19 protein-coding genes are annotated in these 18,517 nt (G+C 32.2%); 11 read left to right on the forward strand and 8 right to left on the reverse strand.

The genetic code is table 11. The features are described from left to right. Nucleotides 1-7: 7 nt before the first annotated feature. The 3 genes from AWE51_RS12760 to AWE51_RS12770 all read right to left on the reverse strand — a co-directional run bounded on the left by AWE51_RS12760 (nucleotide 8) and on the right by AWE51_RS12770 (nucleotide 1,632). Nucleotides 8-322 carry a rhodanese-like domain-containing protein gene (locus tag AWE51_RS12760; RefSeq protein ID WP_066314038.1) on the reverse strand — a complete coding sequence of 105 codons (315 nt, stop codon included), beginning with the start codon at nucleotides 320-322 and terminating at the stop codon, nucleotides 8-10. Nucleotides 323-448: 126 nt separating this feature from the next. Continuing rightward, the gene (locus AWE51_RS12765) at nucleotides 449-1,075 is read right to left on the reverse strand and encodes a thioredoxin family protein (RefSeq protein WP_066314039.1); all 627 of its coding nucleotides are present in this window, start codon (nucleotides 1,073-1,075) and stop codon (nucleotides 449-451) included. 35 nt (nucleotides 1,076-1,110) lie between these two features. After that, nucleotides 1,111-1,632: a TlpA family protein disulfide reductase gene (locus tag AWE51_RS12770; RefSeq protein ID WP_066314040.1), complete on the reverse strand. Its 522-nt coding sequence runs from the start codon at nucleotides 1,630-1,632 to the stop codon at nucleotides 1,111-1,113. A 238-nt stretch (nucleotides 1,633-1,870) separates the two neighbouring features. Between AWE51_RS12770 and AWE51_RS12775 the strand changes: the two genes are divergently transcribed. The 11 genes from AWE51_RS12775 (at nucleotide 1,871) to AWE51_RS12825 (ending at nucleotide 12,228) form a co-directional block, all read left to right on the forward strand. Continuing rightward, nucleotides 1,871-2,329, forward strand: coding sequence for a MarR family winged helix-turn-helix transcriptional regulator (locus AWE51_RS12775; RefSeq protein WP_066314042.1), 459 nt, complete (start codon nucleotides 1,871-1,873; stop codon nucleotides 2,327-2,329). Between the two features lie 25 nt (nucleotides 2,330-2,354). Continuing rightward, nucleotides 2,355-2,921 carry a YceI family protein gene (locus tag AWE51_RS12780; protein WP_066314044.1) on the forward strand — a complete coding sequence of 189 codons (567 nt, stop codon included), beginning with the start codon at nucleotides 2,355-2,357 and terminating at the stop codon, nucleotides 2,919-2,921. A 225-nt stretch (nucleotides 2,922-3,146) separates the two neighbouring features. Continuing rightward, a complete protein-coding gene (locus AWE51_RS12785; protein ID WP_066314045.1) occupies nucleotides 3,147-4,544 on the forward strand; it encodes an anthranilate synthase component I family protein in 1,398 nt (465 codons plus the stop codon). Between the two features lie 24 nt (nucleotides 4,545-4,568). Next, nucleotides 4,569-5,138 carry an anthranilate synthase component II gene (locus AWE51_RS12790; protein ID WP_066314046.1) on the forward strand — a complete coding sequence of 190 codons (570 nt, stop codon included), beginning with the start codon at nucleotides 4,569-4,571 and terminating at the stop codon, nucleotides 5,136-5,138. Nucleotides 5,139-5,231: 93 nt separating this feature from the next. After that, nucleotides 5,232-6,230, forward strand: coding sequence for an anthranilate phosphoribosyltransferase (trpD, locus tag AWE51_RS12795; RefSeq protein WP_066314048.1), 999 nt, complete (start codon nucleotides 5,232-5,234; stop codon nucleotides 6,228-6,230). A gap of 81 nt (nucleotides 6,231-6,311) precedes the next feature. Beyond that, complete coding sequence (trpC, locus tag AWE51_RS12800; protein ID WP_066314049.1) at nucleotides 6,312-7,094, forward strand: indole-3-glycerol phosphate synthase TrpC; 783 nt, start codon at nucleotides 6,312-6,314, stop codon at nucleotides 7,092-7,094. Nucleotide 7,095: 1 nt separating this feature from the next. Continuing rightward, nucleotides 7,096-8,238 (forward strand): SDR family oxidoreductase, encoded by a 1,143-nt coding sequence (locus AWE51_RS12805; RefSeq protein WP_066314050.1) that lies wholly within the window; start codon nucleotides 7,096-7,098, stop codon nucleotides 8,236-8,238. Between the two features lie 17 nt (nucleotides 8,239-8,255). Then, a complete protein-coding gene (locus AWE51_RS12810) occupies nucleotides 8,256-8,906 on the forward strand; it encodes a phosphoribosylanthranilate isomerase (protein ID WP_066314051.1) in 651 nt (216 codons plus the stop codon). A gap of 25 nt (nucleotides 8,907-8,931) precedes the next feature. After that, the gene (trpB, locus tag AWE51_RS12815; protein ID WP_066314052.1) at nucleotides 8,932-10,113 is read left to right on the forward strand and encodes a tryptophan synthase subunit beta; all 1,182 of its coding nucleotides are present in this window, start codon (nucleotides 8,932-8,934) and stop codon (nucleotides 10,111-10,113) included. A gap of 21 nt (nucleotides 10,114-10,134) precedes the next feature. After that, the gene (gene trpA / locus AWE51_RS12820; protein WP_066314054.1) at nucleotides 10,135-10,896 is read left to right on the forward strand and encodes a tryptophan synthase subunit alpha; all 762 of its coding nucleotides are present in this window, start codon (nucleotides 10,135-10,137) and stop codon (nucleotides 10,894-10,896) included. A 195-nt stretch (nucleotides 10,897-11,091) separates the two neighbouring features. Further along, a complete protein-coding gene (locus AWE51_RS12825; protein ID WP_066314055.1) occupies nucleotides 11,092-12,228 on the forward strand; it encodes a glycerophosphodiester phosphodiesterase in 1,137 nt (378 codons plus the stop codon). Between the two features lie 139 nt (nucleotides 12,229-12,367). On the opposite strand, the gene AWE51_RS12830 is transcribed toward AWE51_RS12825, so the two are convergent. The 5 genes from AWE51_RS12830 to AWE51_RS12850 all read right to left on the reverse strand — a co-directional run bounded on the left by AWE51_RS12830 (nucleotide 12,368) and on the right by AWE51_RS12850 (nucleotide 18,484). Next, entirely contained in the window at nucleotides 12,368-13,021 is a 654-nt protein-coding gene (locus tag AWE51_RS12830) for a uracil-DNA glycosylase family protein (RefSeq protein WP_066314057.1), read from the reverse strand. 190 nt (nucleotides 13,022-13,211) lie between these two features. Beyond that, the gene (locus tag AWE51_RS12835; protein ID WP_066314058.1) at nucleotides 13,212-14,870 is read right to left on the reverse strand and encodes an MBOAT family O-acyltransferase; all 1,659 of its coding nucleotides are present in this window, start codon (nucleotides 14,868-14,870) and stop codon (nucleotides 13,212-13,214) included. Further along, nucleotides 14,863-16,089: a GDSL-type esterase/lipase family protein gene (locus tag AWE51_RS12840; protein ID WP_157766091.1), complete on the reverse strand. Its 1,227-nt coding sequence runs from the start codon at nucleotides 16,087-16,089 to the stop codon at nucleotides 14,863-14,865. Before AWE51_RS12840 ends, AWE51_RS12835 begins: the two co-directional genes overlap by 8 nt. Nucleotides 16,090-16,129: 40 nt before the next feature. Continuing rightward, nucleotides 16,130-17,644 (reverse strand): SGNH/GDSL hydrolase family protein, encoded by a 1,515-nt coding sequence (locus AWE51_RS12845; RefSeq protein ID WP_082832424.1) that lies wholly within the window; start codon nucleotides 17,642-17,644, stop codon nucleotides 16,130-16,132. A gap of 117 nt (nucleotides 17,645-17,761) precedes the next feature. Continuing rightward, nucleotides 17,762-18,484 (reverse strand): tetratricopeptide repeat protein, encoded by a 723-nt coding sequence (locus AWE51_RS12850; RefSeq protein ID WP_157766092.1) that lies wholly within the window; start codon nucleotides 18,482-18,484, stop codon nucleotides 17,762-17,764. Nucleotides 18,485-18,517 lie beyond the last annotated feature (33 nt).

An 18,517-nucleotide genomic window follows, 5' to 3' on the forward strand; every position in this document is an offset into this window, starting at 1 on the left:
CTATTGGTTATTCGGCAACCTCTCCATCCCAATTCATAAAACCACCTACTAAATTATATGTGGTTTCGAATCCCATTTGGTTCATTAATGTACAAGCTTGAGCACTACGTGCTCCAGATCGACAGTAAACATAATAACTTTTGGATTTATCGAGTTTTTCAATTTCATCCAGAAAACCTTGCCCTAAACGAATATCGATATTAAGCATATCTGGAATAAATCCATCTTCTACCTCTTCTTCTGTTCTTACATCTAAAATAACTGCATTATCATCTTTACTAATAAGCTCTTGCCATTCTTCTTGGGTGATATCTTGTGCCATTTATAAAATATATTATACTAAACTTGGACTACTTTATTCTATATTCCTTACAAATATAAGAGTCCTTTATCAAATCTACGCACAATGTAAATCTTTTATCTAAAAAATCCTTGTACTATCAGTGCACTATGCCTTGATACTACAACCAATTGCTTTTGTAATTTCTACAGGAACTTTTTCTCCTTTTAACAATGCATTTACAGCGTTTTCTACATACTTTTCATTCGCAGCTGTAGGATCTTTATAATTATTATCTATGGCACCTATATAACGTACAATATTTCCTTTGGTAGTTTTTTCTAAAATATAAACATGAGGCGTTTTGGTTGCACCATATTGAGGGTAAATATTTTGTCCGTCATCAAATAAATAAGGAAAAGTAAATCCTTTTTCTTTAGCCCTTATTTTCATATTATCAAAACTATCATCTGGATACGCTTTTGGATTATTTGGATTTATAGCGATTACTGGATATCCTTTATCCTTATACATCTTATCCAATGCTACAATCCTATCTTCGTATGCTACCGAATATGGACAATGATTACATGTAAAGATTACAATGAACCCTTTGGCATTTTCATAATTTTTTAATGAAACCAAAGTATTGTCTATGTTTTTTAATTCAAAATCTGTAGCAATATCTCCTATTACATATCCTCCTTTAGCTTTTGAATCAGAAACCTTATCAATTGCAAAAGCACTTATAGCGATTACAAAAGCTACTCCAACAAGAATTTTTAAAGTTTTCATATCTACCGTTTAAGTGTTTGTATTTATGTTTTTATTTATAACATTTTTTTTAACTCTTTTTCCAAATCACTATATGTAAATGATCTTTCATAAAAGTTAACATTATTTCCTTTATAAATAATAGTAGCTGGGATAGAACCAGACCAATTTTTATTTACTTTAGGTATCCAACTGTTTGCATCAGGATCGTCTAATAGCAAAACTCTACTTTCTATTTTTTGTTTTTTAACAAATGGAATGAGTTTTGATTCTACCTGTTTTGGTAAATCCAAACTCACTAAAATAACTTCTACTTCATTATCCGGATACCTACTATTAATTAATTCAAAATATGGTAATTCTGCTACACAAGGCTTGCACCAAGTGGCCCAAAAATTAATTACTCTTGTTTTACCATCATCAATTTTTAATAAGGGCTCAAAACTTTCAAAATCATATGTTGGTATTTCTACCCCTTTGCTCTTGTATACATCTGTAGCATCAAGTGCTATGTTCTGTTCTCCTTTACAATTTGTAAAGAATATTATTAATATCGCATATAAAATTAATCTCGACATGCTTCTAATTTATTAAAATCGCTAATTATGCGAAAGAAAATTAACAGGGTTTCTATATTATATCTAAAAATTTTCAGAATTTCTTACAAATACCCCACTGGACTACTATACTTTTATTGAGGCAATAATACTATTTAACCACAGTTAAAATTCAACTTTAACAAAGAATTAGTATCTCTTTATAATTTATAAAACAAATCATTTCATACATTTGTATATACAAATATTGTACAGACAATTGAAAATAGAAAACATTATAAAAACCGAAGTAGAGCTTCCTCTTTCTAGAAAAGTAATAGTAAATTTATTATATACTGAACATTGGATCATGGATAAAATAAACCTTGAGCTTAAAGCACATGATATCTCTCTTCAACAATTTAACGTACTTAGAATACTAAACGGTCAAAAAGGAAAACCGGCAAATCTTTCTACTATACAAGAAAGAATGGTTAGTAAAATGAGTAACACTACTCGATTGGTTGATAAACTTATTACCAAAACGTATGTAGAAAGAACTACTTGTCCTTCAAATAGAAGAAAAGTAGAAATTACAATCACTAAAAATGGAAAAGAGTTTCTAAATAAAATTAGTCCTATAATGGATGCTTTTGAAAATAGAACTACCGCTCATCTATCCGAAAAAGAATTATTGCATTTAAACGAACTATTAAATAAAATAAGAACTACAAATTAAAATTAACTATTCAAATTTAAAAACAATGAAAACTAGACTTAAATCACTAATCTTAGCTATTGCGATTATTACTTCTGCTTCAACTTTTGCGCAAAAAAAAGCAATTAAAACCTCAGAAAGCAAAATAAATTGGACAGGAAAAAAAGTTACCGGAGAACATAAAGGAACATTAAATTTATCTGATGGTTTTTTAGTCTTCGACGGAGATAAAATAACAAGTGGAGAGTTTACAGTTGATATGACTTCTCTACAAGTAACAGATCTTGAAGCTGGAAAAGGAAAAGAAAAACTTGAAGGGCATTTAAGTTCTGATGATTTCTTTAGTACTGCCAATCATAAAACAGCAAAACTAAAAGTCACTAAAGCTAAAAAAACAGAAAAAGGGTATAAAATTGCTGGAGATTTAACCATAAAAGGAAAAACAAACCCTATCGAGTTTGATTTAGCTGTTAATGGCGATACTGCTTCTACAACTCTTAAGGTAGACAGAACTAAATACGACATTAAATATGGATCAGGAAGTTTCTTTGACAATTTAGGGGATAAAGCAATCAGCGATGAGTTTGAATTAGCTGTAAATTTAAAAATGTAATTTTTTATGTTTTCAAATTATAAATTAATTTATATATTTGAACCAATAAAAAAATAATGAAAACAATCTTAACAAATAATTGGTGGTGGTTATCTCAAAACGAAAACGTCGTGAGATAGCTCCTGTTATTATGTTAAGTAAACATATCTAAGGCTTGTCAAATCACGACAAGCCTTTTTTTTGTTGTTATAATCAGAGCTATAAATTAAATCAGCATAATGCAAAATGAGTTATAAATTAACCACACATTTCAAACAAATTCTAGCAGACACTATCACTCCCGTAAGTGTCTATCTAAAAATAAGAGATCGTTTCCCTAATAGTTTGTTATTAGAAAGTAGTGATTATCGAGGAAATGAAAACAGTTTTTCCTATATCTGCTGTAACCCTATTGCCAGTATTAAGATCGAAAAAGAAATCATATATCAATCTTTTCCCGATAAAAGTACTACCGAAACAAAAGTTACCGACAGCACCAATATCCCAGAAATTATTGAGCAATTCGGACAACAATTTGACACCTCAAAAAGTGACTTCAAATTTATCAACAATGGATTATTTGGATATATTTCTTATGATGCTGTTCGTTATTTTGAAAATATTGACATCACTAAAAAAGAAGGAGCACTCGATATCCCAGACATTCATTATGCTGTTTATCAAAATATAATCGCTATAAATCATTTTAATAATGAAGCATATATTTTTGCACATTGTTATAATTCTGAAAGTAATATCGCCGAAATTGAATCGTTACTTAATGTCAAAAATTTTGCTTCGTATAGTTTTTCTACTTTAGGTGATACAACTTCTAATCTCAATGATGAACAGTATAAAGAACATGTAGAATTAGCCAAAAGTCATTGTCAACGTGGTGATGTTTTCCAGTTGGTTTTATCTAAACGTTTTTCTCAAAAATTTAAAGGAGATGAATTTAATGTATATCGTGCTCTAAGAAGTGTAAATCCATCTCCTTATCTATTTTACTTTGATTATGGTGATTTCAAGATATTTGGAAGTTCTCCAGAAGCACAACTGGTTGTTAAAGATGAGATTGCAGAGATTCATCCTATCGCCGGAACCTTTAAACGAACAGGTAATGATGAACAAGACGCAGAATTAGCAAAAAAGCTATCTGTTGATGAAAAAGAAAATGCCGAACATGTTATGTTAGTCGATTTAGCACGCAACGACTTAAGCAGAAATGGAAGTAATGTTACCGTAGACAATTATAGAGAGGTTCAATTTTTTTCTCATGTAATTCATCTTGTTAGTAAAGTAACCGGAAAAAAACATCCTAATACGACTACTATGCAGATAGTTGCAGATACTTTTCCTGCTGGTACATTAAGTGGTGCTCCTAAACATATGGCAATGCAATTAATAGAAAAGTATGAAACGGTAAATCGAGATTTTTATGGAGGAGCCATCGGTTTTATGGATTTCTCGGGCAACTTTAACCACGCGATTATGATTCGTACATTTCTAAGTAAAAATCACCAACTACATTGGCAAGCAGGAGCGGGATTAGTTAATGAATCCAATAAGGAAAATGAATTACAAGAAGTATATAACAAATTAGGAGCACTAACAAAAGCTTTAAAATTAGCTGAAGAAATATAGGAGTTTAAATTCCGCAAAGAAATAATGAAAAAAATATTAGTAATAGACAACTACGACTCGTTTGTGTACAATTTAGTACATTATCTAGAAGATTTAGGCTGCGAGGTTACCGTAAAACGAAACGATCAATTAGTTCTAAAAGATGTAGAACCTTATCAAAAGATTTTACTATCTCCAGGTCCTGGTGTTCCTGATGAAGCAGGATTATTAAAAGATATCATTAGCGCATATGCTGATTCAAAAAGTATCTTTGGGGTTTGTCTTGGACAACAGGCCATAGGAGAAGTTTTTGGTGGCAATTTGACCAATCTCGAAAATGTATATCATGGCGTTGCTACCAACGTCACCTTAGCTGTAACAGACGAGCCTCTTTTTCAGGGGCTTGAAAAAAACTTTGATGTGGGTAGATACCATTCTTGGGTGGTTACCGAACAAGGACTTCCTGAATGCTTAGAAGCAACATCATATGATGAAAACGGACAAATTATGTCACTTCGCCATAAAAAATTAGATGTTCGTGGTGTACAATTTCATCCAGAATCTGTATTAACACCAGATGGAAAAAAAATACTAGAAAACTGGGTCAACAATTGACATAAAAAATATGATAATTCGATATTAACAAAAAAATAATCCTAACACACTCTATATCTTTATGATAAAAAAAGAGTTCTGGACGTACTTGCTATGAAAAATTTACTCAATAGATTAATCAATCACGAAACAATCTCAAAAGAAGAAGCCAAAGCCGTATTGGTTAACATTTCTAAAGGAGATTACAACCAAAGTCAAATCGCATCTTTCTTAACCGTTTATATGATGCGTAGTATTACCGTTGAAGAATTAGAAGGATTTAGAGATGCATTATTAGAACTCTGCGTAGCTATTGATTTAAGTGAATACAACCCTATCGATCTATGTGGTACAGGTGGTGATGGAAAAGATACTTTTAACATCTCTACATTATCATCATTTGTCTCTGCTGGTGCAGGAATAAAAGTAACTAAACATGGCAACTATGGTGTATCTTCTAAATGCGGAAGCTCTAATGTCATGGAACACTTAGGTATCAAATTTAGTAATGATAAAGATTTTTTAAAGCGTAGTATTGATGAGGCCGGAATTTGTGTATTGCACGCACCTTTATTTCACCCAGCAATGAAAAATGTAGCCCCAATTCGTAGAGAACTTGGTGTTAAGACTTTTTTCAATATGTTAGGACCAATGGTTAATCCCGCTTTTCCTAAAAATCAAATTGTTGGTGTTTTTAATCTTGAACTAGCAAGGATGTATGGATATTTATATCAAAACACAGATAAAAACTTTACTATCATTCATGCATTAGATGGATATGATGAAATCTCCTTAACAGGAAATACTAAGACAATTTCAAATCAAACAGAAGGAATGTTAACACCAAGTGATTTTGGTGTTTCTGCATTACAACAAGAAGAAATAGTTGGAGGAGATTCTATTTCGTCATCTGCCGATATCTTTATGAATATTTTAAGTGGTAAAGGTACAGAGGCACAAAATAATGTTGTTTGTGCTAATGCAGGTATGGCTATTGCTACTGTAGAGAAATTAGCACCAATACAAGGGTTTGAACGTGCCAAAGAATCTTTATTATCTGGAAAAGGACTCGTAGCTCTACAAAAAATGCAAGAGCTGAGTAAAACGGCATAAAATTTAATTTAGGATAGACTCCTAGCCTATTTGTAAAATAAACCATTATTAAAATTTATCCAAAAACTAGGATATAAAACAATGAATATACTAGATAAAATAGTAGCTGATAAACGTATCGAGGTCGAACTTAAAAAAAGCATCATCCCTACAACGCAATTAGAAAATTCTGTGTTATTTGATCGAAAAACAAATTCTCTGGCCAATGCATTACGTAACAGTACAACAGGAATTATTGCAGAACATAAACGCAGATCTCCCTCTAAAGCAGTTATTAATCAAAAAGTAAGTGTCCAAGACGTTGCCATAGGGTATCAAAAAGCAGAGGTTTGTGGTATGTCAATATTAACCGATGGGAAATACTTTGGCGGCTCTTTAGACGATTTATTGCTTACAAGGGCATCTGTAGAGCTTCCTTTATTACGAAAAGAATTTATAATCGATGAATACCAACTACTCGAAGCAAAGGCTTACGGTGCAGATGTTATTTTGTTGATAGCTGCGGTACTTACCAGAGATCAAATCAAATCTTTGTCCGAGTTTGCCAAAAGCCTATCACTTGATGTATTATTAGAAGTTCATAATCAAGAAGAATTAGAAAAGTCAATTATGCCCACACTCGATATGCTAGGTGTAAATAATCGAAACCTAAAAACATTCGAAGTTAGTACAGATATAAGCAAATCTTTAAGTGATCAGATTCCTGATGATTTTGTAAAAGTCTCAGAAAGTGGGATCAGTAGTATCGAAGCTATTAAAGATTTAAAACAATATGGATATAAAGGTTTTCTTATAGGTGAAAACTTTATGAAGACCGAGAATCCAGGAACTAGCGCAATAGAATTTATCCAAAATCTAAAATAACTTGAGCAATATCAATACAATATTAGTAACAGGAGTAACAGGCAATATAGGGTCACATGTATTATTCGAACTCTTATTTGATTTGTATTCGAAAAAAGAAGAAGCACGTATTTATGTTTTGATTCGCAAACAAAGGCATATATCTGCTCAAGAACGTTTATTAAATGAAGTTTTTTCTAAACAGCTTATTCCCGAAAAGATTGTTCCTTTCTATAAGGAATACATAGATAAATATGTAGAAGTAATTGAAGGAGAAATCCATAATTTTATACTTCCAGAAAAGGCAGGAAATACAATAACAGTATATCATTTAGCCGCTTCTGTAAACCTAAGTAATACAGAAAAAGCGAAACATGAAATTGCACATGTCAATTATCATCATACGCAAGCTTTTTTCGATACGATTAAGTGTCGTACAAAAAAACTAGTCTTTGTCAGCACTGCATTTTCAAGAGGTGAAATAGAAGGTGCAATCGAAGAGGATTATCATTCTGCTACGACATATAATTTTAGAAACTTCTATGAAGCGTATAAAATGAAAATCGAAAAACTAGTTTTACAAATCGCAAAAGAAAATAATTTTAGCTGCACTATTGCGAGACCTAGTATTGTATCAGGAAGGCTTATTGATTTTCCTAAATTTGTAAGCAGTAGATATATTGTTTTTTATGCTGTAGGAGAATTTTTTAACAAGATAAAAAAATCACATTCAAATATTGGCACAATAAGGCTTGCCTTAAATATAGAAGGAGGTCTTAATATTGTTCCTGTAGATTATGTTGCCAAAGGAATTATCCGTGCAGCTGATATCAAAGAAGAGCAATTAAATATCACTTTAACTCAAAATGTCCCAACCCAATATATAGCTACCAGTATTTTAAAAAAATGTGGTATTAACATAGAATTAGTTCCTGAAGAACCCGAAGATAAATCCACTATCGAGAAGTTATTCTATAAAACAATTGGAAGTCAATTACTGAAATATTCAATGTCAAAAAATCATTATTTCGAATCCAAATTAATACGAAAATTACTTTCAAATATTGAAGAACCAAACATGAAAGAACATTTTCAAGAAATATATGATTTTGCGCATAATATCAATTTTAATAATGCCAATATTAAATTAGAAGCCAACCTTTAACCTTGAAAAAAAAGAAGATGAAATTGAAAGTTTGCGGAATGAAATATGAAGAAAACATAACTGCTGTAGCTGACTTAAAGCCAGATTATTTAGGTTTTATTTTTTATGAAAAATCTCCAAGAAATTTTGAAGAAGATATTTCTGAGCTTCCTGATACTATAAAAAAAACAGGCGTGTTTGTAGATGCTTCAATTAATTTTATAATTGAAAAAGTAGTCAAGTTTGGTTTTAATGCAATTCAATTACATGGAAACGAATCTCCTGAATATTGTCAAGAATTAAGAAATCAGCTCGACGGCCCTCAAAGACCTTCGGGGTCTCGTCACATTGAAGTATGGAAAGTTTTCTCTATCAAAGATCAATTCGATTTTGAAATACTTAAATCGTATGAAGGTATCGTAGATTATTTTTTGTTTGATACTAAAGGAAAAGAAAAAGGAGGCAATGGATATACATTTGATTGGCGCGTTTTAGAAAACTATCCCTCCACTACTCCATTTATATTAAGTGGTGGTATTGGCTTAAATGAAATTGAAAAAATAAAAGAAATTATGAAGACCGGTTTACCTATTTATGCATTAGATGTAAACAGTAAATTTGAAACGGCACCAGGTCTAAAAAACATAGAAGATTTAAAAGAATTTAAAAAACAATTATTCTCTAATTAAATAGAGCATATTATAAAATTACACTATGAAATATCAAGCTAACGAAAAAGGGTACTATGGTGAGTTTGGAGGAGCATATATTCCTGAAATGCTATATCCAAACGTAGAAGAACTGCGCACTACATATCTGGATATTATGAATGAACCATCTTTTAAAGAAGAGTTTAATCAATTATTAAAAGATTATGTTGGGCGTCCATCTCCGTTGTATTTTGCCAAACGCCTTTCAGAAAAACATAATACCAGAATTTACTTAAAACGTGAAGACCTTAATCATACTGGAGCTCACAAGGTCAATAATACTATTGGTCAAATTTTAGTTGCCAAAAAATTAGGTAAAAACAGAATCATTGCAGAAACTGGTGCTGGACAGCATGGGGTAGCAACAGCAACAGTATGTGCCCTTATGGGTATAAAATGCATTGTATATATGGGAGAAATTGATATTAAGCGACAAGCTCCCAATGTAGCACGTATGAAAATGCTCGGAGCCGAAGTAAGACCTGCTAAATCAGGTAGTAAAACTCTTAAAGATGCCACTAACGAAGCTATTAGAGATTGGATCAACAACCCTGTAGACACCCATTACATTATTGGATCAGCTATCGGACCTCATCCTTATCCAGATATGGTAACACGCTTTCAATCTGTAATTTCTGAAGAAATAAAATGGCAACTTAACGAGAAAGAAGGACGAGAAAACCCTGATTATGTAGTTGCTTGTATCGGTGGTGGAAGTAACGCTGCTGGAACATATTATCATTTCCTAGACAATCCTGATGTAGGAATCATTGCTGTAGAAGCTGCAGGAAAAGGTGTAAACAGTGGCGAAAGTGCTGCTACATCTCAATTAGGAAAAGAAGGTATTATTCATGGATGTAAAACATTGCTAATGCAAACTCCCGATGGTCAAATAACAGAGCCTTACTCTATCTCTGCAGGATTAGATTACCCTGGAGTAGGACCACTACATTCCCATTTATACAAAACAGGAAGAGGAGAATTTTTCTCAGTAACCGATGATGATGCTATGACTGCTGGGTTAGAATTATCTCAATTAGAAGGAATTATTCCGGCAATCGAAACATCACATGCACTGGCTATTTTTAATGATAAAAAATTTAAACCGGATGATATTGTTGTAATTAGTCTTTCTGGTCGTGGAGATAAAGATTTGAACACCTACATCGATTATTTTAAATTATAAAAACTACTCTATTTAAGAAAAATGAACCGAATTAATCAAAAATTAAATCAAGATAATAAGTTATTATCTATTTATTTTACCGCAGGATACCCATCACTTAATGATACCGTAAAAGTGATACAAGATTTAGAACAAAATGGAGTAGATATGATAGAGATAGGGTTACCATTTAGTGATCCTCTAGCAGATGGACCTACTATCCAAGAAAGTTCTACAGTCGCCTTAAAAAATGGAATGACTACAAAACTTCTTTTTGAACAACTTAAAGATATCCGACAATCAGTTAACATCCCTTTAATTATTATGGGGTACTTTAACCCTATGATGCAATATGGTATTGAAGCTTTTTGTGCTAAATGCCAAGAAATTGGTATCGATGGCTTAATTATACCCGATCTTCCCGTTGCCGAATACCACGAACATTATCAAGAGATATTTGAAAAATATGGATTGATAAATGTGTTTTTAATTACGCCTCAAACCTCTGACGAACGTATTCGATTTATTGATAGTGTATCTAACGGTTTTATTTATATGGTTAGTTCTGCAAGTACAACGGGAGCAAAATCAACTTTTGGAGATGTACAACAGGATTATTTTAACCGCATCCAGAATTTAAAACTCAAAAACCCTCAAATTGTAGGTTTTGGCATTAGTAATAACGAAACTTTTTTACAAGCCACCAAAACTACTAAGGGAGCTATTATTGGTTCGGCTTTTATAAAGCATATTACAAATAATGGAGTGAATAGCATAAGTGACTTTGTTAAAAAGATAAGATAGATAAGATAAACGATTTGTTTTGTCATTCTAAGATATCTTAGAATGACAAAACAAATCGTTTAATTACAACTTTTAAAGTAAATCTAATACTCCTAAATTTAACATTCTTTACGTTTAGATTATCGTAGTGTAACATCGGTTTCACATTGTACTAACATTCATTTTGTTTCTTGCCAGAAATCTAAATTTTAAATAATGAAACCACTTAAACACACATTATTATTGCTTATCGCAATAATTTCTTTCACTTCTTGTGATTTTCTAGATGATTATACTGGGGGTCCAACTCCAGACAAAAAACCACTTATTATAGCACATAGAGGTGCGCAGTCTTTATTACCCGAACATACGCTACAAGGATATGTAAAAGCTATCGAATTAGGAGCTGATTTTATAGAACCAGATTTAGTATTAACAAAAGATGGCCATCTTGTAGTACGACACGAACCTATGTTATCAGGCACAACAAACGTAGCCGACCTTCCAGAATTTGCAAACTTAAAAACTACCAAAGAACTAGATGGTAAAATGGTTACAGACTGGTTTGCTATAGATTTTACTTTGGCACAAATTAAAACACTAAAAGCAAGGCAGGCATTTGGTAGTAGACCAAAAGATTTTGATGACCAATTTGATATCCCAACTTTTGAAGAAGTTATATTACTTGCTAAAAAACAGTCTATCAAAGGAGGAAAAACAATTGGGATATATCCCGAAATCAAACATCCGTTATTTCATAACAACTTCTTTGGAACACATGTAATGGAAAATAAACTACTATATACCCTAAAAAAGGCTGGATTAAATCTTAAAAATGCGCCTGTATTTGTGCAATGTTTCGAGGTTGAACCTTTGCAATACATTAATTCTAAATCACCTGTAAAACTGGTACAATTAATTTCTACCTATAACATTAACAAAGATGGATCTTTAGATTATAATGTGCCTTCAGGAGATTTTATATCGTATGGTTCTCCTTTTGATTTTTATAGCAATGGAGACTCTAGAACGTATGAGTTTTTTACTACTGAAGAAGGAATGAAGTTTACAGCGACTTATGCTGATGGTATTGGACCTTGGAAACCTTTTATCATTTCATATAAAACCGAAGAATCCGGAGAGCTTACTCTGTTACCTGCAACAGATTTTATATCACTTGCTCATAAAAATAACTTATTGGTACATCCATATACATTTCGTAATGAAAACACGCAATGGAGTGGTGGAAATCCAGAAAGAGAATATCATTTATTTTTTGATGCTGGCGTAGATGGTCTATTTACTGATTATACTGATGAAGCAGTAAAAGCACTAGAAACTTGGAGGGATTAAAACCATAAATTAACGTAGAATGCATAAGAGGTTTCTTGAAAAAGAAACCTCTTATTTCTTTAATACAAATCATAAAAATACAATCAAAAAGTTCTTTTTTACGATTTAGCATACTAGAAAACTGATGATATTATTTATTTCAAAAAAACTTTCTATACTGTAGTACTCTAAAATCTAACGTATTAAATTTTGCATCTTTATTTTTACGGTTTTTATATTCTTGCATACTCCCAATAGCGCGATTGGCTGCTCCTGAGGGTGCCGTAAGTGATACTGTTTTAATGATTCTATCTTCTATATAAAATTTATGAATTCTAGGGACATCATTTGATACCACTTCTAGTTTTTTATCATAAGATTTTAAATGTTTTCTAAAGAAATATTCAGGTCCATTCTTACTATTTCCTCCTGTAAAGATTAAGGTATCAATTTTTGGATATTGTTGTAAATACCCTATCATGTCTCTAAGTTTGATATTTTGCATTCCTAAATCCGAGGCATCAATTTTTGATCTTTCGCAACTATGCACTATATCACAAACACCAATCCCGCGCGATGTTAGAAAACCTCTCCTTTGGTTAGCTGCTTCGTTAGTTGTTTCATACTTTAGATGTAGATCAAAAATTTTGTCCAGAACAGGCCAAAGCAACCCATTACTACTGCCATAACAAAAATCAACATCTTTTTCGTTAAGCTCGCCAACTGTAAATCGCGGAGGTGGCAATGTACCTACAATCAATTTCGTAGCACCTATAGGGAAAAAGGGTTCGTATGGATGAATATGTTGAAACAAATTATGAAATAAGAATTACGAAGATAAATGTAATATATATAAAACGGAAAAAAATTATTCACGTGAAAGATAGAAGTGGTATCTTTTTTATTTGTCACGCTGAGCCTGTCCAAGTAGGCAAAAATAAAAAATATAATGAATAGCCCGACCTATAACCTAGTAAAAGGTCACGTCTAAAACACAACTACACTTAGAATTGGAAATAAATAAACGGCTGAAAATCCGCGGCATATGTTTGGTAGCAGATCATAGCAACAACAATTACTACAACTGCTTTTATAACCATATTACTCTTAATAAACTGATCTAAAACCCAATCTTTAGTTTTATAGGGCAACCAATGGGTAATATATCCTATCAACATAATAATAAATACAGTACGATATTCCCAAAGTACAAGTAAGGCATTTTGCCAGTCCATATTTGTCATTACTTGTTGATAGAATCTATCGATATGATCCATGCTATTTCCTCTAAAATAGACACGTGTGAATGTGATAAAAATAAATGTTAGCGCAATACGCCATACTATAGCATACCAGGCCTTAGAATTTTCATACGGACTTATCAAACGCCAATATTTATATGTCACAATACCTATACCGTTAAGTCCTCCCCAGATTACAAATTTCCATGAAGCCCCATGCCAAAGACCTCCTACTAACATTGTAATCATGATATTAACATTACGATTAAAATGCCAAGCTAATTTAGAAGAAAATAAGGTAACTATTAATAACAAACCTGCTCCTGCAGTAGCGATTATAGCTATTCCAAAATCTGCATATGCAAATGCTCCTAAAAAAGTAAACACTGTTATAAAGACATAAGAAAATACACTTCCGTTTCGATTACCTCCTATCGGGATGTATAAGTAGTCCTTAAGCCAACTGGATAATGAAATATGCCAACGCCTCCAAAAATCACCACAATGTATGGCTTTATAAGGCGAATTAAAGTTTACAGGTAATTTATACCCCATAAGTAATGCTAAACCAATAGCAATATCTGTGTAACCCGAAAAATCCCCATAAATTTGCAATGAGTAACCAAACATTGCCATAATGTTTGTAAAACCAGAGAACATCTCAGGAACATCAAACACTCTGTCCATAAAATTAGCTGCTATATAATCAGCAAAAAGCATTTTTTTGATAAGGCCTTTTAAAATCATAAATGTAGCATTACCAAAATCTTCTTTTGTGATATTAATATCTTTACGGATTTGTGGCACAAAATCAGACGCTCTAACAATAGGGCCTGCCACTAATTGAGGAAAGAAACTCACAAAAAAACCAAAATCAATAATGGATTTTAGAGGTTCTATCTGTTTTCGATAAATATCTACACTATAACTTATCGTTTGAAAAGTATAAAATGAAATCCCGACAGGCAGAATAATCTTATCTACGGTAAAATAATCCGTACCACTCCAGGTATTTGTCCATTGAGCTAGATAATTAATTACTTCATAGTCTGTCTCAAAAAGATAGTTGTATGAGTCTGTAAAAAAATAAGCATATTTAAAGTAGCACAATGTTGTCAAATTAACGATAACACTAATGGCCACTAATATTTTTTGAAAGATTACGGACTTACTATTATAAATGGCTTTTCCTAAAAAGAAATCATTGACAGTACTAAACAATAAGATCCCTATAAAAAGACCACTAGTTTTATAATAGAATAATAAACTTATAGCAAATAGGTACGCACTTCTTAGGCTTTTTTTATTGTAGACAGTTGCATATATAAAATAAATAACGGCAAAGAATATCCAAAAATTAGCCTGCGTAAAGATTAATGGAAAATCTTCGGAAAAAGAAAATATGTCAAAAAGTCTATTCATTAATTATCTGATTCAAAATAGAATTTGGTTGTAATTGTAATTCACTCTCCCAAGAATGTGCTAAGGCCTGCAATAAAAGATCTGCTTTAATTCTATACCCCATTACAGTAAAATGAATGCGATCACTAGGCATAAGCTTATTTTTGTACCAATTTTGCGAAGAATTAAATCCTCCCATTATTTCATAAAAATCCCAAACCGCCATTTGTTGTTCTTTGGCGACCTCATAAATAATTTTTTGGGCTACTCTTGTTCTAGGGTTTGGAATCTTTTTTTTGTAATAAGAATCATTAGGCACAGTGAGCAATACTGCACAATCTGGATTTGCTTTTTGTATTAACTGGATAAGTTCTGTATAATACTTTTTATATTCTTCTGGGTTAAAATCCGGATGATAGGCATCGTTTGTTCCTACTGATACTATAAACAAATCAGGTTTGTATAATAATAGTTGGTCTTCAAAATAACGACATCTATCGTAATAAGAAAAGCTTCCGCCATTTACCCCTATAGAAGTATATTCAATTCCATTATTATCATTCATTAATTCTATTCCCATCATTAAGAACTCTGCATTCTCAATATTTTCTATTTTACGCACGCAAAACTCTATTTCTTCAACACTCTTGTGTAAGGCAAACTCTATAAAATGAGCTTTTTTATTTTCGTTTACTTTTGAGACTAAAGAATCTTGTTTAAAGGAAATTTCATAATCAGAAGTCCAATTATCATAAAAAATTCTGATTCTATTAAAGTCATACATCTTTTTATGATAGTTATTACCATTAACTTTTATTTTAATGTTTGCAATAGAATCTTTAAAAACTGCCGTTACTCCTGATAATCCCCATGCTACACTATCCTTACGCACAGAACATCGATATCCAGACCATTGCCCATCATATTCCACTCTGTAATTACCTGGATTATTAGTTTTAGCAATACTAAAAGGGTATATAAAGCCGCGTTGCCCCTTGGCAGTTGGACTCATAGTTTGTAGATAGGATCTAAGACGATTTGAGTAAATATCAGCTTGTATATGGGATCCTCCAATATGAAAAACATGTAGTTTTTCTTGTCCGCCTTTGGCTATTGTATCAAGTTTACAGTACAATTTTTTAAAAGCAGGCGAATTTTCTGCCATTTTAATGGTATTGGCTTTCCAATTAACGAAAGGATATTTATCTTGAATAGTATCTAGAACATAGGTTTGTGCCATCAATGGCATGGTTAAAAGCCATAGAAAAAAAGATAATTTGTTATGCATTGTCATTTTTATCAGGTTTTTTGAGGTCAAGGTATAGGGCTGTAAAAAATAATTCTGAAATAATTTTGGTTCCTTTCCAGGTAAAGTGCATATAATCCTTTGCTGTAAGTTTCTCGTCTACCCATAACTCCATTGACCCTTTCCCTCCCATTGCATCATACATACTCCAATAGGCTACATTATTAGAAAGACAAGTCTCCATTAACTTCGCATTTAAATACGGTAGCATAGGATAAGTTTCCATCTTACCATTAACGGGAAGACACATATCGGTAGGTCCAATAAATATAAAACTAGATTTTTTTGCTCTACGTCGTATCCAATTTACTTGGCTTGCAACACGCTTTGCATATTTATCAACATCTGTTGAATCTTTAAGGTACGGCATGGTATTACCACCATATTGCATAATTACAATTTTAGGATCCAAGCTTCTCACCATCCTACTATATGTCGCTGCATTAGTACTCGTAAAAATAGTTCCAGAAGCTCCTCGCATAGCAACATTATCAATTTGTACTCTGGAGCCTCCATCTAATGTTAATCCATAAAAATCTGCACTTACTTTACCTTCAAATTCAATTTTAAGATTCGTGGGAGTGGTCGATGTCCTTATTTTATAATGATGATATCTGCCATCGGCAATAAGGGTATCTTGTTGTATCAAAACATCATCATTATACACAGATACTTTTATAGGGCTATTAGCATTACCGTAATGCAATCCTATTTTGGTAAACCTCCTAAATTTAGCATACGTTTTTTTAGATTTTCCTATCGTTACCGAAGCTTTAATTAGCGGTAAAGAGTCTAAAGCTAAGCTATCAGGGCGAATTTTTTGATATGGTGTAAATCGTGAAGCCGATAAATACGCTCCATATTTTTTATGAGAAAACTTTTTCTTTGTAGGATCAAAATATGCAAAACGTTCCCAATTTTCGCTTGGTTCTATTAAAGCACTTATCTGCCTATACACAGGTAAAATTGGAAGAAAACCCGGACCACTGCCTCCATACATATGCTGGAGTCTATTACGTAAATATGCCGTAATTCGATCCCCTTCTATTTGAGAGTCACCATAATGTATAATCCTACAGGATCTAGATGAAAGTTTTTTTCTCAATTCATTTGCAAAATCAGGGTTATCACTTGGATATTTTATTCTAATAAGTTGTGTAGTATCTATTTTAGAGAAATCAGGCAACTGTTTTATCTCTTTAGTCAACGCAATATCATTTTTACTATCTGACATTTCAATTTCTAAAGGTTTTACAATTTCAGTAACCTTTAAAATGTCCTGACGGGTTAGAGAAGAATCTTGATCTTTATCTAATCCTAAAAATGTTGTGTATGCTGGGTATTTTAGTGAAATCCCTTCAAATGAAAATCCATCATCTTGGGTTTGTTCTTTTTGAACTCCACCTTTTTCACTCAAAAACATAAGTCCAAACAATACTCCTAAAACAGATAGGATAAATAATGATATTTCGATAGGTCTGATTCTCAATGTTTCCCGGGGATGTATACGTACTGTAAAAATAGAAAGATTTTCCGAACTACAAAGGGTTTAACTTGTAGTTGTTACTATATTATCTACAATACTGAACTATTTAGAGTTGCCTATCTATAAAGAACTACTTAATTTTTTGACATCATTTACTACTGTTCGATATTTGTTTCGATTGGGTTTGGTCATATGTTGCGACTCTACTATTATTTCAGAAAGTATTTCTTTCGCCTCGTCTGTTTTTCCTTTCTTTACCAAAAACTGTGCAAGAATATATCGTTCATGATAGTTAGAATACCTCTGATCGATCTGTTTTAAATGTTCCTCGCCCTTTTCGGAATCTCCTTGTTCTTCTAATGCTAACCCAAATAAAAATTGACTTCTTGAACCTTTAAACTCGGTTAAGTTTTCTATTTTTTCAGCATAAAAAATGACTTTTTCATGGTTCTGAACCTTAGCATAACTTTCGATTAATTTTTTAAGTACTCCAACATCTTGATTATGATTACTCTCTAAGGACTTTTCATACTCTTGTATAGCGTTAGTAAAATCCCCATTCTCGAATAAAGCATCTGCAAGGTTTACACGATTTTGAAATGTGTCTGCAAAATCTAACTGCTTTTGTAAATCCTTAACCTTTTTGGTCGGGTTTATTGCATTTACAATCTCATGTTGTACTACATCAAGATCTTTCTTATTAAATACCTGAGTAAAAAGATAGATAACACTACCTATTACCGGTAAGAATAGAATAACGAAAAACCAATAGTAGTTATTTCGGTTTTTAACTGCGTGATAGATACAAAAGGCCTGTAAAGCGATAATTAAAAAGTATTGCATACCTGCGAAAATAGAGAAAACTCTGTACATCTC

It is taken from the genome of Aquimarina aggregata, assembly GCF_001632745.1.
Taxonomy (GTDB): Bacteria; Bacteroidota; Bacteroidia; order Flavobacteriales; family Flavobacteriaceae; genus Aquimarina; species Aquimarina aggregata.

Coding starts and splice junctions, on each gene's coding strand:
- AWE51_RS12760 (WP_066314038.1), bottom strand. CDS start 322: ATGGCACAAGATATCACCCAAGAAGAATGGCAAGAGCTTATTAGTAAA.
- AWE51_RS12765 (WP_066314039.1), bottom strand. CDS start 1,075: ATGAAAACTTTAAAAATTCTTGTTGGAGTAGCTTTTGTAATCGCTATA.
- AWE51_RS12770 (WP_066314040.1), bottom strand. CDS start 1,632: ATGTCGAGATTAATTTTATATGCGATATTAATAATATTCTTTACAAAT.
- AWE51_RS12780 (WP_066314044.1), top strand. CDS start 2,355: ATGAAAACTAGACTTAAATCACTAATCTTAGCTATTGCGATTATTACT.
- AWE51_RS12785 (WP_066314045.1), top strand. CDS start 3,147: ATGAGTTATAAATTAACCACACATTTCAAACAAATTCTAGCAGACACT.
- AWE51_RS12790 (WP_066314046.1), top strand. CDS start 4,569: ATGAAAAAAATATTAGTAATAGACAACTACGACTCGTTTGTGTACAAT.
- trpD (WP_066314048.1), top strand. CDS start 5,232: ATGAAAAATTTACTCAATAGATTAATCAATCACGAAACAATCTCAAAA.
- trpC (WP_066314049.1), top strand. CDS start 6,312: ATGAATATACTAGATAAAATAGTAGCTGATAAACGTATCGAGGTCGAA.
- AWE51_RS12810 (WP_066314051.1), top strand. CDS start 8,256: ATGAAATTGAAAGTTTGCGGAATGAAATATGAAGAAAACATAACTGCT.
- trpB (WP_066314052.1), top strand. CDS start 8,932: ATGAAATATCAAGCTAACGAAAAAGGGTACTATGGTGAGTTTGGAGGA.
- trpA (WP_066314054.1), top strand. CDS start 10,135: ATGAACCGAATTAATCAAAAATTAAATCAAGATAATAAGTTATTATCT.
- AWE51_RS12825 (WP_066314055.1), top strand. CDS start 11,092: ATGAAACCACTTAAACACACATTATTATTGCTTATCGCAATAATTTCT.
- AWE51_RS12835 (WP_066314058.1), bottom strand. CDS start 14,870: ATGAATAGACTTTTTGACATATTTTCTTTTTCCGAAGATTTTCCATTA.
- AWE51_RS12840 (WP_157766091.1), bottom strand. CDS start 16,089: ATGGCACAAACCTATGTTCTAGATACTATTCAAGATAAATATCCTTTC.
- AWE51_RS12850 (WP_157766092.1), bottom strand. CDS start 18,484: ATGCAATACTTTTTAATTATCGCTTTACAGGCCTTTTGTATCTATCAC.